Origin of the sequence: Kitasatospora sp. NPDC127060 (assembly GCF_042724935.1) — a bacterium.
Lineage (GTDB): Bacteria > Actinomycetota > Actinomycetes > Streptomycetales > Streptomycetaceae > Kitasatospora.
On sequence record NZ_JBHXEG010000003.1, the window covers coordinates 66,137 to 82,634 of the forward strand.

Below are 16,498 nucleotides of genomic sequence, written 5' to 3' on the forward strand. Positions count from 1 at the left end.
CGGCCCCCGAAAAAGCCGCCGGAAATACCGAAGCACGAGAATGCAGAGCGGAGTCGGATGATGCGTACGCGCCCGCTGAAGGTGGCGTTGCTGGGTTGTGGTGTGGTGGGCTCCGAGGTGGCGCGCATCATGACGACGACGGCCGACGACCTCGCCGCTCGCATCGGTGCCCCGGTCGAGCTCGCCGGGATCGCGGTCCGCCGGGCCGGCCGGGTGCGCCCGGGGGTGCCCGAGCACCTGATCACCACCGACGCCGAGGCCCTGGTGGGCCGGGGCGACATCGACGTGGTGGTCGAGGTGGTGGGCGGGATCGAGCCCTCCAAATCGCTGATCCTGTCCGCCTTCGAGCAGGGTGCCTCGGTGGTCAGCGCCAACAAGGCGCTGCTCGCCCAGGACGGCACCGAGCTGCACGCGGCCGCCGCCGCGGCCGGTGTGGACCTGTACTACGAGGCCGCGGTGGCGGGCGCGATCCCGCTGCTGCGCCCGCTGCGCGAGTCCCTCGCCGGGGACAAGGTGAACCGGGTGCTGGGCATCGTCAACGGCACCACCAACTTCATCCTGGACAAGATGGACACCACCGGCGCCGGTTACTCGGAGGCGCTGGAGGAGGCCACCGCGCTCGGTTACGCCGAGGCCGACCCGACGGCCGACGTCGAGGGCTTCGACGCCGCCGCCAAGGCCGCGATCCTGGCCGGGATCGCCTTCCACACCAAGGTCACCGCGGCGGACGTCTACCGCGAGGGCATCACCGAGGTGACCGCCGCCGACATCGCCTCCGCCAAGGAGATGGGCGCCGTGGTCAAGCTGCTCGCGATCTGCGAGCGGGCCGCCGACGGCGAGTCCGTCACCGCGCGCGTCCACCCGGCGATGATCCCGCTCTCGCACCCGCTGGCGTCCGTCCGCGAGGCGTACAACGCGGTGTTCGTCGAGGCCGAGGCGGCCGGCCGGCTGATGTTCTACGGCCCCGGCGCGGGCGGCTCGCCGACCGCCTCCGCGGTGCTCGGCGACCTGGTCGCGGTCTGCCGCAACAAGCTGGCCGGCTCCACCGGCCCCGGTGACTCCGTGTACACGCAGCTGCCCGCCAAGCCGATGGACGAGGTGGTCACCCGCTACCACGTCAGCCTGGACGTGGACGACCGGGCGGGCGTGCTCGCCCAGGTCGCGTCCGTCTTCGCCGAGCACGGCGTCTCCATCGACACCGTGCGCCAGCAGGGCCGCGACGGCGACGCCTCGCTCGTCGTGGTCACCCACCGTGCCACCGACGCCGCGCTGTCGGCGACGGTCGACAAGCTCCGCGCGCTGGACAGCGTGCGGGACGTGGCCAGCATCATGCGGGTCGAAGGGGAATAAGGAACCAGCCATGAACGCCGTTGCCGAGAACGTCGTCCGAGGCGCGCACACCCACCAGTGGCGCGGCCTGATCGAGGAGTACCGGGACCGCCTGCCGGTCACCGCGGCCACCCCGGTGGTCACCCTGCTGGAGGGCGGCACGCCCCTGGTACCCGCGCAGGTGCTCTCCGAGCGCACCGGCTGCGAGGTCTACCTCAAGGTCGAGGGCGCCAACCCGACCGGCTCCTTCAAGGACCGCGGGATGACGATGGCCATCTCCAAGGCCAAGGAGGTGGGCGCGCAGGCCGTCATCTGCGCGTCCACCGGCAACACTTCGGCCTCCGCCGCCGCGTACGCGGTGCGGGCCGGGATGGTCTGCGCGGTGCTCGTCCCGCAGGGCAAGATCGCCCTGGGCAAGATGGGCCAGGCGCTGGTGCACGGCGCCCGGATCCTGCAGGTCGACGGCAACTTCGACGACTGCCTGACGCTGGCCCGCGAACTGTCCGAGAAGTACCCGGTGGCGCTGGTCAACTCGGTGAACCCGGTGCGGATCGAGGGTCAGAAGACGGCGGCCTTCGAGATCGTCGACATGCTCGGCGACGCCCCGGACATCCACGTCCTGCCGGTGGGCAACGCGGGCAACATCACCGCCTACTGGAAGGGCTACCGGGAGTACGCCACCGACGGGATGGCCGCCCGCACCCCGCGGATGTGGGGCTTCCAGGCAGCCGGTTCGGCCCCGATCGTGGACGGCGCGCCCGTCCTCAAGCCGCAGACCATCGCCACCGCGATCCGGATCGGCAACCCGGCCTCCTGGGACTTCGCGCTCGCCGCGCGGGACGAGTCCGGCGGCCTCATCGACAAGGTGACGGATCGTCAGATCCTGTCCGCCTACCGGATGTTGGCCTCGCAGGAGGGCGTCTTCGTGGAGCCCGCCTCGGCTGCCTCGGTGGCCGGTCTGCTGGCCAAGGCGGAGGCCGGCCTGGTCGACCCGGGCCAGCGGATCGTCTGCACGGTGACCGGCAACGGCCTCAAGGACCCGGACTGGGCGGTGGCCGGCGCGCCGCAGCCGCAGGTCGTCCCGGTCGACCCGGCGGCCGCGGCCCGGCAGCTCGGACTGCTCGACTGACGGCGGGTCGGACATTTCGACGGGCCGACCCTTTCGAGGGGCGGCCCGTCGAAGTTCTCCGGTGACACTTTTGTGTCAATTCCGCTTCGCATTCCGATCCGATTCCCTCCCGCTCTTCGACCGGGAGGGGTGCGCATTCCGGCCAGAACCGGCAACACACCAGATCGAAGGCCCACGGGGTGTACCACTGGGGAACCTCTCTTCGATACTCTGGGTCCGGCCGTGTGGCACATGCCCCGGGCTCGTCCTGGTACGGGCCGCGCCGACGACAGCGACCGCCAGGCCCGAGTGGCCCGCGGCCCTTCCCCCACCCTCGCACCGACGACGCGCTCCGCGCCGCCCGATTTCCCCAGGAGAGTCCACCGCATGGCCGGTCCTGCGTTCCGTGCCGCCGCCGTCCGGGTCAGGGTTCCCGCGACCAGCGCCAATCTCGGCCCGGGCTTCGACGCCTTCGGGCTCGCGCTGGGTCTGTACGACGACGTGGTCGTCCGGGTCTCCGACTCCGGACTCGCCGTCGACATCGCCGGCGAGGGCGCCGGGACGCTGCCCCGGGACGAGCGCCACCTGCTGGTCCGCTCGATGCGGGCCGCCTTCGACCGGCTCGGCGGCCAGCCGCGCGGCCTCGAAGTGGTCTGCGCCAACCGGATACCGCACGGCCGCGGCCTGGGCTCCTCCTCGGCCGCCATCTGCGCCGGCATCGTGGCCGCCCGCGCCGTCACCATCGGCGGCCCGTCCGCGCTGGACGACGACGCGCTGCTGGCCCTCGCCTCCGAGCTGGAGGGCCACCCCGACAACGTCGCGGCCTGCCTGCGCGGCAACTTCACCATCGCCTGGACCGACGAGGAGTCGGCCAAGGCGGTCGCCCTGGAGCCCTCCGAGCAGGTCGTCCCGGTCGTGTTCGTCCCGGCCGGCGAGGTGCTCACCGAGACCGCCCGCGGCCTGCTGCCGAAGACCGTCCCGCTGGCCGACGCCGCCGTCAACGCGGGCCGTTCCGCGCTGCTGGTGGAGGCGTTGACCCGGCGGCCCGAGCTGCTCCTCGCCGCCACCGAGGACCGGCTGCACCAGGACTACCGCGCCTCCGCCATGCCGGACAGCGCCGCGCTGGTCGGCGTGCTGCGCGCGGAGGGCGTCCCCGCGGTCATCTCCGGCGCCGGCCCGACCGTGCTGGCGCTCACCGACGAGGCGGGCGTCGACAAGGTGCTCGCCTTCGCCGGGCACCACGGCCACGGCGGCGACCCGGCGTTCGCCGCGCACCGCCTCGGCGTCGACCGGACCGGGGCCACCGTGCTCCCGTTGGACGTCTGAGCTGCGGGTTCGGCCCGGCGTCGAGCCGGGCCGTCCGGACACGATTGGCAAGCCCGAGGTCGGGGAATGTCTGAGGGGGTCGGTAGTGTTAACCTCATTGCTGCACCAGGTGCCCTCCGGGGCTCGGTGCGCCGCGTCCCGATCCCAGCGCTCCACTGCCGTGGAACCGCCGCGATGTCCGGGGCGACGATTCTCCGGGAGCCCACCGCAGCGCGTACGCAGCCTGCCTGCGCGACACGCGGCCGCATCCCGAAGCCGTGACGGCACCTGACTCCCACCCGCGGCCTCCCACCTGGAGGCACAGGACGGGCGGAGCGCGGGCCACCGTCACGCGACGGGGGCCCGGGATTCGCAGGCAGCGTGGGGGCAACGCCCTCTGGGGAGGCCGATACACGGCCGCCCACGCGCCACCTCAGCACCACCGTGCTTCATGCACCGCACCTCGCAGCTCTCCCTCGACGGGCTCCCGCCATTCGAGGGATCACCGCCTCGGACCGACGCAGTCGAGCGTTGGTCAGGACAGCACAACCGGTCGCCGAGCCAGACAGGCCGACGTCCGCTCCAGGGAAGGACCCTTAGTGAGCGACTCCACCGATCTGATGGGCGCGCGCCCGGACGCCGAGGCGTCGGACGCAGCCGCCGCCCCCGCTGCCCCGGCCCGCCGCCGCCGCAGTGCCGCCGCGGGCCTGGACGGCATGGTCCTCGCCGAGCTGCAGAAGCTCGCCGCGGACCTGGGCATCACCGGTACCGGACGCATGCGCAAGAGCCAGCTGATCGAGACCATCAAGGAGAAGAGCGGCGGGGACCCGCTGCTCGCCGCCGGTGGCGCCCCGGCCGCCAAGCGCACCGCCGCCAAGGCGGACGCCGAGGCCCCGGCCGAGAAGCCGGCCCGCCGCACCAAGGCCGCCGCCGCCGCAGCCGCGGCCCCGGCCGCCGAGCCGCAGGCCCAGATCGAGATCCCGGTCCAGGCCGCCGCCGAGACCGCCGCGCCGGCCCGTGCCGAGCGCACCCGCCGCCGCGCCACCTCGGCCGCCGGCGCCCCCACCGCCCCGGTCGCGGCCGCCGAGGCCCCCGCCGAGGCCGCCACCGTCGCGGTGGCCGAGCCCAAGCAGGCCGACCGTCCTGCCGAGACCCGTGCCTTCGAGGGCCGGGAGGAGGGCCGTGAGACCCGTCGTGACCGCCGCGAGCGCCGCGACCGCCGCGACGGCGGCGAGCGCACCGAGCGGCAGGACGCCGGCGAGGCTCAGGCCGGGCAGGACGCCGACGGCCGCGAGTCGCGCCGCGACCGCCGCAACCGCCGCGAGCGGACCGACCGCCAGGGCGGCCAGCAGGGTCAGCAGCAGGGTCAGGGCGAGAGCCAGCCGCGCCGCGAGGGCGGCCAGGCCCAGCAGGCCCAGCAGCCGCAGGCCCAGCAGGGCGGCTACGACGACGACGAGTTCGGCGAGGGCCGTCGGGGCCGTCGCGGCCGGTACCGCGACCGCCGGGGCCGTCGCGGCCGCGAGGGCTTCGAGGCCGGCCCGGTCGAGACGCAGATCGGCGAGGACGACGTCCTGATCCCGGTCGCGGGCATCCTCGACATCCTCGACAACTACGCGTTCGTCCGCACCTCCGGCTACCTGCCGGGCCAGAACGACGTCTACGTCTCGCTCGCCCAGGTCCGCAAGAACGGCCTGCGCAAGGGTGACGCCATCACCGGTGCGGTGCGCCAGCCGCGCGAGGGCGAGCGCCGCGAGAAGTTCAACGCCATGGTGCGGCTGGACTCCGTCAACGGCATGGACCCGGAGACCGGCCGCGGCCGCCCCGAGTTCAACAAGCTCACCCCGCTGTACCCGCAGGACCGGCTGCGCCTGGAGACCGACCCGGGCGTGCTGACCACCCGGATCATCGACCTGGTGTCGCCGATCGGCAAGGGCCAGCGCGGTCTGATCGTCGCGCCGCCGAAGACCGGCAAGACCATGGTGCTGCAGGCGGTCGCCAACGCGATCACCCACAACAACCCCGAGTGCCACCTGATGGTCGTCCTGGTCGACGAGCGTCCGGAAGAGGTCACCGACATGCAGCGGTCGGTGAAGGGCGAGGTCATCTCCTCGACCTTCGACCGCCCGGCCGAGGACCACACCACCGTCGCCGAGCTGGCCATCGAGCGCGCCAAGCGCCTGGTGGAGCTGGGCCACGACGTGGTCATCCTGCTGGACTCGATCACCCGCCTGGGCCGCGCCTACAACCTGGCGGCGCCGGCCTCCGGACGCATCCTGTCCGGTGGTGTCGACTCGACCGCGCTGTACCCGCCGAAGAAGTTCTTCGGCGCCGCGCGCAACATCGAGAACGGCGGCTCGCTGACCATCCTGGCCACCGCGCTGGTCGAGACCGGCTCGCGCATGGACGAGGTGATCTTCGAGGAGTTCAAGGGCACCGGCAACATGGAGCTCAAGCTCGACCGGAAGCTCTCGGACAAGCGCATCTTCCCGGCCGTCGACGTGGACGCCTCCAGCACCCGCAAGGAGGAGATCCTGCTCGGCAGCGAGGAGTTGGCCATCGTCTGGAAGCTGCGCCGGGTGCTGCACGCGCTCGACTCGCAGCAGGCGATCGAGCTGCTCCTGGACAAGATGAAGCAGACCAAGAGCAACGCCGAGTTCCTGATGCAGATCGCCAAGACCACCCCCGGCTCCAACGACTGACGGTAGCCGGACGGCTGACGGACCACGGAACCCCGGATCGCGCGAGCGGTCCGGGGTTCCGCGCGTCCGCGGCCGCTTTGTTCCAGAGTTGGGACAGCTTGGGACTATTTGATCTTCTTGTCCGTTTTACTCTGGACCGTATGGCCGAGCACAAGAGGGTCCCGAGTCGCCGCCGCAAGGTCCTGCGGTGGTCCGCCTGCGCGGTCGCCGCGCTCGTCGTCGCCGGCGGTGGGGCGGGTGCCTACGCGTACCTGAAGCTCAACGGCAACATCAAGAGCGTCGACATCGACTCCCGCCTCGGTGACGCCCGGCCCCCGGCCGCCACGGACGGCTCCTTCAACATCCTGGTGCTGGGCTCCGACTCCCGGGTCGGCGAGAACGGCGACCTGGCCGGCGGGGACACCGGCGACTCCGCCCGCTCCGACACCGCGATGGTGGTGCACATCAGCCAGGACCACTCGCGGGCCTCGGTCGTCTCGATCCCGCGCGACACCCTGGTGGACCGCCCGCAGTGCACCGACGCCGGCGGCAAGGCCGTCCCGGCGGCCAAGCGCGCGATGTACAACAGCGCCTTCGAGTCCGGCGGCGCGGCCTGCGCGGTCAAGACCACCGAGCAGCTCACCGGGCTGCGGATGGACCACTACCTCCAGGTGGACTTCGCCGGCTTCGCCCGGGTCGTGGACGCGATAGGCGGGGCCACCGTGGACACCACGGTGGCCATCCACGACAAGGACAGCGGGCTCGACCTGCCGGCCGGCCAGCACCACCTCGACGGCCAGCAGGCGCTCGCCTTCGTGCGCACCCGGCACGGCGTCGGCGACGGCAGCGACCTCGGCCGGATCGAGCTGCAGAAGCAGATGGTGAAGTCGCTGCTCCAGCAGGCCGGCGGGATCGGGCTGTTCTCCAATCCGGTCAAGCTGTGGTCGATCGGCGACACCATGACCAAGAGCATCACCACCGACTCGGCGCTCGGCTCGGTGAACTCGCTGGTGGGGCTCGTCCAGGAGCTCAAGGGGATCGGACCGGACCAGCTGACCATGGTCACCCTGCCGGTGGTGACCGCCCCCGGCGACCCCAACCGGGTGGTCGAGCAGCAGCCGCAGGCCGGGAACCTCTGGGGGGCGCTCAAGGCCGACCAGTCGATCCCGCAGGCGGTCGTCTCGGCCCAGCCCGAGAACCCCGCCCAGGCGGCCCCCACGGCCTCCCCGGCGGCCGTCCCGAAGGTCGCCCCGAAGCCCGCCCCGAAGCCCACTGCGACGGCCACCGCACGGCACTGACGGGGTCCGCCGGAAGTATCCGGAATGTCCCCCGGAATAAGCCGCGATGGGCCTCGGTTTGGGAAGATGCGGCCGGTCCTGGCAGACTGGTACGTCGGTCCCGGTTCACGTGCGGCACTCCCAGTCGCCGACCCGGTGCCCTCCCGAAAACTAGGAGAACCCCTTGAAGTCCAACGTTCACCCGGAGTACGTGGTCACCCGCGTGACCTGCACCTGCGGCGCCGAGTTCACCACCCGCTCGACCGAGACCAGTGGCGAGATCCGCGCCGAGGTCTGCTCGCAGTGCCACCCGTTCTACACCGGCAAGCAGAAGATCCTCGACACCGGTGGCCGCGTGGCCCGCTTCGAGGCCCGCTTCGGCAAGCAGCACAGCGCGAAGGCCTAGCGCTCCCTCGGCGCCGGTTCCCGGTGCCCCCGTACTCGTTGTCGGGGGCGCAGGGGACCGGCGCCGTTCGCGTCCCAGCGCGCGTTCCGCAGTTCCACCCGTTCCGAACCCCCACACGTTCCGAGCCCCCGGGAAGAAGGCCACCCCATGTTCGAGGCAGTCGAAGAGCTCCTCGTCGAGCACGCCGACCTCGAAACGAGGCTGGCCGACCCGTCGGTCCACGCGGACCAGAACAACGCCCGCAAGCTGGCCAAGCGGTACGCCGAGCTGACCCCGATCACCCGGGTCTACCGGCAGTGGCGGCAGGCCGGCGAGGACATCGAGGCCGCGCGCGAACTCGCCGCCGAGGACCCGGAGTTCCTCTCCGAGGTGAAGGACTCCGAGGCGCGCCGCGACGAGCTGACCGAGGAACTGCGCCTGCTGCTCGTCCCGCGTGACCCGAGCGACGACAAGGACGTCATCCTGGAGATCAAGGCGGGCGAGGGCGGCGAGGAGTCCGCGCTGTTCGCCGGCGACCTGCTCCGGATGTACCTGCGCTTCGCCGAGCGGGTCGGCTGGAAGACCGAGCTCATCGACTCCAACGAGTCCGACCTCGGCGGCTACAAGGACGTCTCGGTGGCCGTGAAGACCAAGGGCAACGCCGAGCCCGGCCAGGGCGTCTGGGCCCGGCTGAAGTACGAGGGCGGCGTGCACCGCGTGCAGCGCGTCCCCGCCACCGAGTCGCAGGGCCGCATCCACACCTCCGCGGCGGGCGTGCTGGTCACCCCCGAGGCGGAGGAGGTCGAGGTCGAGATCGTCGCCAACGACCTGCGGATCGACGTCTACCGGTCCTCCGGCCCCGGCGGCCAGTCGGTCAACACCACCGACTCCGCGGTCCGGATCACCCACCTGCCGACCGGTATCGTGGCGTCCTGCCAGAACGAGAAGAGCCAGCTGCAGAACAAGGAGCAGGCGATGCGCATCCTGCGTTCGCGGCTGCTGGCCGCCGCGCAGGAGGAAGCCGAGCGGGAGGCCTCGGACGCGCGTCGCAGCCAGGTCCGTACGGTGGACCGCTCCGAGCGGATCCGGACGTACAACTACCCGGAGAACCGCATCTCGGACCACCGCACGGGGTTCAAGTCGTACAACCTGGACCAGGTCCTGGACGGCGACCTGAACGCGGTGATCCAGTCCTGCGTCGACAAGGACGCGGCGGCCAAGCTCGCCGCGGCCCAAGAGAACTGAGACCGGCGCGCCCCAGCCCGACGCAAGCCCGAAGCCGGAGCGCAGAAACATGAGGTCGTACGGATGAACCTGCTGCTCGCCGAGGTGGCCCAGGCCACCCAGCGGTTGGCCGCGGCCGGCGTGCCGTCGCCGCGCTTCGACGCGGAGGAACTCGCCGCCTACGTCCACAACGTCAAGCGCAGCCAGTTGCACACGGTGAAGGACGCCGACTTCGACGCCCGCTACTGGGAGGCGGTCTCGCGCCGCGAGGCCCGCGAGCCGCTGCAGCACATCACCGGGCGGGCGTTCTTCCGCTACCTCGAACTGGCGGTCGGCCCCGGGGTGTTCGTGCCCCGGCCGGAGACCGAGACGGTCGTCGAGTGGGCGATAGACGCGGTGCGCGACATGGACGTCGCCGAGCCGCTGGTGGTCGACCTGTGCTCCGGCTCGGGTGCCATCGCGCTCGCCCTGGCCCAGGAACTGCCGCGCTCCACCGTGCACGCCTTCGAACTCGACCAGGGCGCGCTGGAGTACACCCGGCGCAACATCGAGGCGAGCCCGGACCGCGCCAGGGTCACCCTGCACGCCGGGGACGCCACCAAGGCCTTCGAGGACGACCGCTCCTGGGACGGCCGCTTCGACCTGGTGATCTCCAACCCGCCGTACATCCCGCTCACCGAGTGGGAGTACGTCGCGCCGGAGGCCCGCGACCACGACCCGCAGATGTCCCTGTTCTCCGGCGAGGACGGCCTGGACACCATCCGCGGCATCGAGCGGGTGGCCGCCCGGCTGCTGCGCCCGGGCGGCGCGGTGGTGATCGAGCACGCCGACCAGCAGGGCGGCCAGGTGCCGTGGATCTTCAACGAGGAACGCGGCTGGACGGACACCGCCGACCACCGCGACCTGAACAACCGGCCGCGCTTCACGACCGCCCGGAGGGTCGGGTCGTGAACATCGAGCACAGCACGACCGCCCGGAGGGTCGGGTCGTGAACATCGAGCACAGCACGACCGCCCGGAGGGTCGGGTCGTGAACATCGAGCACAGCACGACCGCCCGTAAAGCCGCGCTGTGAAGACCGCCGTGAACGTCATGAGCCTGTCCGGAAGGGGACCGCACCGATGAGCCGCCGCTACGACTGTGCCGACGCCGGGGACCGCGCCACGGGTCTGCGTGAGGCCGCCTCGGCCATCCGCCGCGGCGAACTCGTCGTGCTGCCCACCGACACCCTCTACGGGGTGGGCGCGGACGCCTTCTCCCCGGAGGCCGTCGGTGACCTGCTGGCCGCCAAGGGTCGTGGCCGCAACATGCCCTCGCCCGTCCTGGTCGGCTCGCCGACCACCCTGCACGGCCTGGTCACCGACTTCTCCGAGCAGGCCTGGGAGCTGGTCGACGCGTTCTGGCCCGGCGGTCTCACTCTGGTCGCCAAGCACCAGCCCTCGCTGCGCTGGGACCTCGGCGAGACCCGCGGCACCGTCGCGGTCCGGATGCCGCTGCACCCGGTCGCCATCGAGCTGCTGAACGCCACCGGCCCGCTGGCCGTCTCCAGCGCCAACAAGACCGGCGGTCCGTCCCCGGCGACCTGCGACGAGGCGCAGGCCCAGCTCGGCGACGCGATCTCGGTCTACCTGGACGGCGGGAAGGCCGACCACGCCACCGCCTCGTCCATCGTCGACGTCACCGGCAAGGTCCCGGTCCTGCTGCGGGCCGGCGCGATCAGCATCGAGCAGCTGAGGGAGGTCGTCCCCGACCTGGAGGCCGGAAGTTGACACCCATCGCCTCGCTCCATGACGGGCCCGGCATAGCGCCGTACCTGAGCGTGGGTCCCAGGCCGCTGGACCACTTCCGGATCCTGTTCGTCTGCACCGGGAACATCTGCCGCTCGCCGATAGCCGAGCGGCTCACCCGGCGTGAGCTGGACACCCGGCTCAGCCCCCGGGTGGCCGGGCGGATCCTGGTGGAGAGCGCCGGCACCTGGGGCCATGTGGGCGCGCCGATGGAGGACCACGCCGTGACCGTGCTCGACGAGTACGGCGCCGACAGCGGCGGCTTCACCGGCCGGGAGCTGCTGGACGAGCACGTGGTCGAGGCCGACCTGGTGCTCACCGCGACCCTGGACCACCGCGCCCAGGTGATCTCGATGGGCCACGAGGCGGGCCTGCGCACCTTCACGATGAAGGAGTTCACCCGGCTGGTGCGGACGATCGATCCGGGCACCCTGCCGGACCCGCGCCGCGGCGCCGACGTCACCGAGCGGGCCCGCGCCCTGGTCCGGGCCGCCGCCGCGCTGCGCGGCTGGCTGCTGGCCGCCACCCCGGAGTCCGACGAGGTGGACGACCCGTACGGGGCGCCGATCGGCATGTTCCGCAACTGCGGCGAGGAGATATTCCACGCGGTCGACCCGGTGGTGACCGCGCTCACCGGCGTCCCGGCGCCGCGCTGAGGCCTTTCGGGCGGGCCCCGGGGCCGAACGGCCCTGCGTCGCCGTGCTGAGCGTGCGGGCCGGTCATACCCTGGGTGGACCGTCCCTGCAGCGCCCGGGAGCCTGCCATGACCGTCACCGATGCCGCGAGCGGCTCGACCGCGACGAGGGGGCGCCCGTGGGCGTCCGAGGCGCTGCACCGGGCTGATCCGCAGATCGCCGACCTGCTGGCCGCCGAGGCCGAGCGGCGGGCTGAGACGATCCAGCTGCTGGCGGGGGAGAACCTCACCAGCCCCGCCGTCCTGGCGGCGCTGACCGGCCCGCTGATCGACAAGTACGCCGAGGGCTACCCGGGCCGCCGGCACCACACCGGCTGCGCGCTGGCGGACGCCGCCGAGCTGCTGGCGATCGACCGGGCGCGCGAGCTGTTCGCCGCCCCGCACGCCAACGTCCAGCCCAGATCGGCGACTTCGGCGATGCTCGCGGCGTACGCGGCGCTGCTGCGGCCCGGTGACGGGGTGCTGGCGATGTCGCTGGAGCACGGCGGCCACCTCACCTGCGGCTCGCGGGCCAACTTCTCCGGCCGCTGGTTCGACTTCACCGGCTACGGCGTGCGCGAGGCGGACGGGCTGATCGACCTCGACCAGGTGCGCGACCTGGCCCACCAGCACCGTCCGAAGGCCATCGTGGCGGGGTCGATCTCGCACCCCCGGCACCCGGACTGGGCGGCCTTCCGGGAGATCGCGGACGAGGTGGACGCCTATCTGATCGCCTCCGTCGCGCAGATCACCGGCCTGGTCGCGGCCGGAGTGGCGCCCTCCCCGGTGCCGTACGCGGACGTCACGGTGGCGGCCACCCACAAGCTGCTGCGCGGTCCGCGCGGGGGCCTGCTGCTGTGCACCGCGGAGCTGGCCGAGAGGATCGACCGGGCGGTGTTCCCGTTCAGCCAGGGCGGGGCGGCGATGAACGAGGTGGCCGGCAAGGCGGTTGCGCTGGCGGAGGCCGGGACGCCCGCCTACCGGGCGTACGCGCAGCGGACGGTGTCCGGGGCGCGGGAGCTCGCCAGGGGGCTCGCAGAGGCCGGTACGCGCCCTCTGACGGGCGGTACCGACACCCATCTGGTGACCGTCGACGTCAGTCCGCTCGGCGTGACCGGTGCGGAGGCCGAACGGCGGTGCGCGGCGGCCGGGTTGCTGCTCGGCAAGTGCGCGCTGCCGTTCGACCCGGCGCCGGTCGCCGAGGCCTCCGGGATCAGGCTGGGCACGGGCACCGTGACCAGCCAGGGGATGGGCGGGGCGGAGCTGGCCGAGATCGCCGCACTGATCGCCCGGCTGCTCGCCGGGGAGGCGTCCGCGCCGGTCGCGGAGCGGGTCCGGGGGCTGGCGGCGGCCTTCGCGGGGTGAGCCCGGGGGCCGGGCGTCCACAGGTATTCGGTTCTCCTACCCGGGAGGGCGAACCGCGATGCACGCACCGGGCGTCCGACTCAATAAGGTGTGTGCCGTGGCGACGCACCTCGAACCCCGGGCAGGCAGGGGAGTACCTTCGGTACCTCCCCGTTCGACAGTGATGCAGGAGGCCAGTGGTGCGTGAGTATCTGCTGGTGCTGTTCTGCACCGCCGCCGTCACCTACCTGCTGACCGGCCCGGTCCGGAAGTTCGCCATCGCGGCCGGCGCGATGCCCCCGGTCCGCGCCCGCGACGTGCACCGCGAGCCCACCCCGCGGCTCGGCGGCATCGCGATGTTCGGTGGGCTGTGCGCGGGCATCCTGGTCGCCTCGCAGCTGGACAACCTGAGCAAGGTGTTCAACGGAGGCAGTGACATCCGTGCGCTGCTCTCCGGCGCCGGGATCATGTTCCTGCTCGGGGTGCTGGACGACAAGTGGGGCGTGGACGCCCTGGTGAAGCTCGGCGGCCAGATGATCGCCGCCGGTGTGATGGTCTGGCAGGGCGTCACGGTGATCACCCTCCCGGTGCCCGGCGTCGGCCCGGTCGCGGTGAGTCCGACCCAGGGCATGGTCATCTCGGTCACCCTGGTCGTCGTCATGGTCAACGCGGTGAACTTCATCGACGGCCTGGACGGCCTGGCGGGCGGCATGGTCTGCATCGCCGCGATGGCGTTCTTCCTGTACAGCTACCGGCTCTGGTACGGCTACGCGATCACCGACGCGGCCCCCGCCGTGCTGTTCAGCGTGCTGCTGATCGGCATGTGCATCGGCTTCCTGGCGCACAACATGCACCCCGCGCGGATCTTCATGGGCGACTCCGGCTCGATGATGCTGGGGCTGATGCTGGCCGTCGCCGCGATCTCGATCACCGGCCGGGTCGACCCGGACCTGATCAACAGCGAGACCGGTTCGCAGACCGCCACCGTGCACACCCTGGTGCCGATCTACATCCCGCTGCTGCTGCCGCTGACGGTCATCGCGCTGCCGCTGGCCGACCTGCTGCTCGCGGTGGTGCGCCGCACCTGGGCCGGCCAGTCCCCGTTCGCCGCGGACAAGCGCCACCTGCACCACCGGCTGCTCCAGGTCGGGCACTCGCACAGCCGGGCCGTGCTGATCATGTACTTCTGGGCGGCGCTGATCGCCTTCGGCACGGTCGCCTTCTCGGTGACCAACACCGGCCGCACGGTGGTGCTGACCCTCGCCGGACTCTGCCTGGTCGGCCTGGTGGTGCTGCTGACCCCGCGGTTCCGGCCGCGGGCGCCCCGGGCGGTGCAGTCCTTCGTCCCGCCGCGGTACCGGCGGCGGTCGTCCGGCGCACCGATGGCCGAACTGTCGGCGAAGGACAAGCAACTTCTCGGTGAAGCCGGCCGGGACCCGTCCGCGGCCTCCAGTCACGGCAAGGCCACCGGCCGTCGGTGACAAGGAAGTTGACGACCCGCCAACTGGGCTCACCCGTTCGGCGGAATCGTTGCTCCGTCGGTGTGACAGGAGCCACACATTCATGGTAAAGCTCTCATCAAATAGTTTGTGATACCGTTCACGAGTACCGAGAACACGCCGAAAGACCTGACAGGTGGATGACTTCCGTCCCTGGTCGGTCTCCCTCGACGGGCCCGCCTCGCGGGCGGCCCGGCGGCGGCCACTCGGTCCGGTGTCACCCCGCCACCATCTGTGCCCGTCCCCCCGCCACCTCGACATGCCGCCGGAGCTGCCGACATGCCGTCCACCGACGCCCGGATCCTCCGAGGCGCCGCGATTCCCACTGCGGTCGCCGGGATCATCGCCATGGCGATCTCGTTCGCTGTTGCCGGTGGGAAGGGGCTGCTCGGCGCCTTCTTCGGCGCGCTGCTGGTGATGGCCTTCTTCAGCTTCGGCCAGGTCGCGCTCGACCGGCTGACCAGGTCGAACCCTCAAATGATGATGGCCGCAGGGCTGTTGGTGTACACCACGCAGATCCTGCTGGTCGGCATCGTGCTCGCGATCTTCAAGAACACCGAACTGTTCAACCGGCAGGCCTTCGCCTTCACCCTGCTGGGCTGCGCGCTGATCTGGACCGCCTTCCAGGTGCGCGGCGCACTCAAGGCCAAGACCTTCTACGTCGACACCGACGCCTCGGAAAAGAAGGGCGACAAGCCCTCCGACTCGGGACGTCAACAGTGACGAGGCCTGGCTGTCCCCCCAACGAGGGGGGCGGTGTTTATGCCGCACTGACGGCCTGCTATCGTCCGTCGCAACAACGGAGTACGGGAAGAGGCCAGGTCTGTCCGGATAGCGGACCGATCGCCCCCCGGACCCGCGCAGTCTTCGATGATCCCGCAGTCGCGCAGCGAGCCGTCGCGCGGGGTCGGCGAGAAACCCATCAAGTTCCAGTGCCGCTCCGTGGTCGCAGGCCACGCCGACACACCGAGGTTGCCGTATCCATGCGTCACGACGAAGGAGTCCGTGGTGAGTGCTGAACTCACGTCCCTCGCCTCAGGCAGTTGCCACTTCGGGGACGCTGGCTGCGGCTTCCCGGCCCCGGGTCTGAACGAGTTCCAGTTCAAGCCGATCTTCTCGGTCGGCGGCATCGACTTCAACAAGCCGATGCTGCTGTCGATCATCGTCGCGCTGCTGGTCGTCGTGTTCTTCTGGGCCGCCTTCGCCAAGCCGCGCCTGGTTCCGGGCAAGCTGCAGCTGGTCGGTGAGATCGGCTACGACTTCGTCAAGCGGTCCATCGTGCTGGAGACGATCGGCAAAAAGGGCGAGAAGTACGTCCCGATGCTGGTCTCGATGTTCTTCTTCGTGTGGCTGCTGAACATCATGTCGATCATCCCGTTCGCGCAGTTCCCCGTGACGGCGGCGATCGCGTTCCCGGCCGGCCTCGCGGCGGTCGTGTGGATCACCTACATGACGCTGACCTTCAAGAAGCACGGCTTCGTCGGCGGTCTGAAGAACCTCTGCTGGCCGTCGGGCATCCCCGGCTGGGTCATGTTCATCCTGGTGCCGATCGAGTTCTTCTCGAACATCTTCGTGCGCCCCTTCACGCTCGCGGTCCGAGCCTTCGCGAACATGTTCGCCGGCCACCTGCTGATCGTGATGTTCTCCATCGCCTCCTGGTACCTGCTCAGCCCGACCCTGGGCGCGCTCTACGGCTCGGCCTCGTTCATCGTCGCCGTCGGCCTGACCGCCTTCGAGCTGCTGGTCCAGTTCCTGCAGGCCTACATCTTCGTGATGCTGGCCAGCAGCTACATCGCCGGTGCCCTGGAAGAGGCGCACTGAGCCTGAGGCCCTGCCTCTCGTGAACCATCCGGATCGCCCGGTGGCCAATCACCACCGGTTCACCACCCC

General features: G+C 71.5%; 14 protein-coding genes. All 14 read left to right on the forward strand.

Annotation, left to right across the window (positions count from 1 at the left end; all coding sequences use genetic code 11):
* Window positions 1-57 precede the first annotated feature (57 nt).
* The 14 genes from ACFWIS_RS03350 to atpB all read left to right on the forward strand — a co-directional run bounded on the left by ACFWIS_RS03350 (window position 58) and on the right by atpB (window position 16,429).
* Window positions 58-1,350 carry a homoserine dehydrogenase gene (locus ACFWIS_RS03350; RefSeq protein ID WP_380452882.1) on the forward strand — a complete coding sequence of 431 codons (1,293 nt, stop codon included), beginning with the start codon at window positions 58-60 and terminating at the stop codon, window positions 1,348-1,350.
* Window positions 1,351-1,360: 10 nt separating this feature from the next.
* Window positions 1,361-2,458 carry a threonine synthase gene (gene thrC / locus ACFWIS_RS03355; RefSeq protein WP_380452884.1) on the forward strand — a complete coding sequence of 366 codons (1,098 nt, stop codon included), beginning with the start codon at window positions 1,361-1,363 and terminating at the stop codon, window positions 2,456-2,458.
* A gap of 366 nt (window positions 2,459-2,824) precedes the next feature.
* On the forward strand, window positions 2,825-3,763 hold the full coding sequence (gene thrB / locus ACFWIS_RS03360; RefSeq protein ID WP_380452886.1) for a homoserine kinase: 939 nt from the start codon (window positions 2,825-2,827) through the stop codon (window positions 3,761-3,763).
* A 578-nt stretch (window positions 3,764-4,341) separates the two neighbouring features.
* Window positions 4,342-6,441, forward strand: coding sequence for a transcription termination factor Rho (gene rho, locus ACFWIS_RS03365; RefSeq protein ID WP_380452888.1), 2,100 nt, complete (start codon window positions 4,342-4,344; stop codon window positions 6,439-6,441).
* 140 nt (window positions 6,442-6,581) lie between these two features.
* A complete protein-coding gene (locus ACFWIS_RS03370) occupies window positions 6,582-7,718 on the forward strand; it encodes an LCP family protein (protein WP_380452890.1) in 1,137 nt (378 codons plus the stop codon).
* A gap of 163 nt (window positions 7,719-7,881) precedes the next feature.
* Window positions 7,882-8,103, forward strand: a complete 222-nt coding sequence (rpmE, locus tag ACFWIS_RS03375; protein WP_030235761.1) for a 50S ribosomal protein L31 — start codon at window positions 7,882-7,884, stop codon at window positions 8,101-8,103.
* A 147-nt stretch (window positions 8,104-8,250) separates the two neighbouring features.
* On the forward strand, window positions 8,251-9,327 hold the full coding sequence (gene prfA, locus ACFWIS_RS03380) for a peptide chain release factor 1 (protein WP_380452892.1): 1,077 nt from the start codon (window positions 8,251-8,253) through the stop codon (window positions 9,325-9,327).
* A gap of 63 nt (window positions 9,328-9,390) precedes the next feature.
* Complete coding sequence (gene prmC / locus ACFWIS_RS03385) at window positions 9,391-10,257, forward strand: peptide chain release factor N(5)-glutamine methyltransferase (RefSeq protein WP_380452894.1); 867 nt, start codon at window positions 9,391-9,393, stop codon at window positions 10,255-10,257.
* Between the two features lie 169 nt (window positions 10,258-10,426).
* Window positions 10,427-11,074 (forward strand): L-threonylcarbamoyladenylate synthase, encoded by a 648-nt coding sequence (locus ACFWIS_RS03390; protein WP_380452896.1) that lies wholly within the window; start codon window positions 10,427-10,429, stop codon window positions 11,072-11,074.
* 32 nt (window positions 11,075-11,106) lie between these two features.
* A complete protein-coding gene (locus ACFWIS_RS03395) occupies window positions 11,107-11,748 on the forward strand; it encodes a protein-tyrosine-phosphatase (RefSeq protein WP_380452987.1) in 642 nt (213 codons plus the stop codon).
* Between the two features lie 107 nt (window positions 11,749-11,855).
* Window positions 11,856-13,130: a serine hydroxymethyltransferase gene (gene glyA, locus ACFWIS_RS03400; RefSeq protein WP_380452898.1), complete on the forward strand. Its 1,275-nt coding sequence runs from the start codon at window positions 11,856-11,858 to the stop codon at window positions 13,128-13,130.
* Between the two features lie 179 nt (window positions 13,131-13,309).
* Entirely contained in the window at window positions 13,310-14,590 is a 1,281-nt protein-coding gene (locus ACFWIS_RS03405; RefSeq protein WP_380452900.1) for an MraY family glycosyltransferase, read from the forward strand.
* 297 nt (window positions 14,591-14,887) lie between these two features.
* A complete protein-coding gene (locus ACFWIS_RS03410) occupies window positions 14,888-15,331 on the forward strand; it encodes a hypothetical protein (protein WP_380452902.1) in 444 nt (147 codons plus the stop codon).
* 285 nt (window positions 15,332-15,616) lie between these two features.
* A complete protein-coding gene (atpB, locus tag ACFWIS_RS03415) occupies window positions 15,617-16,429 on the forward strand; it encodes a F0F1 ATP synthase subunit A (RefSeq protein ID WP_380452903.1) in 813 nt (270 codons plus the stop codon).
* The last annotated feature ends 69 nt before the right edge of the window (window positions 16,430-16,498 follow it).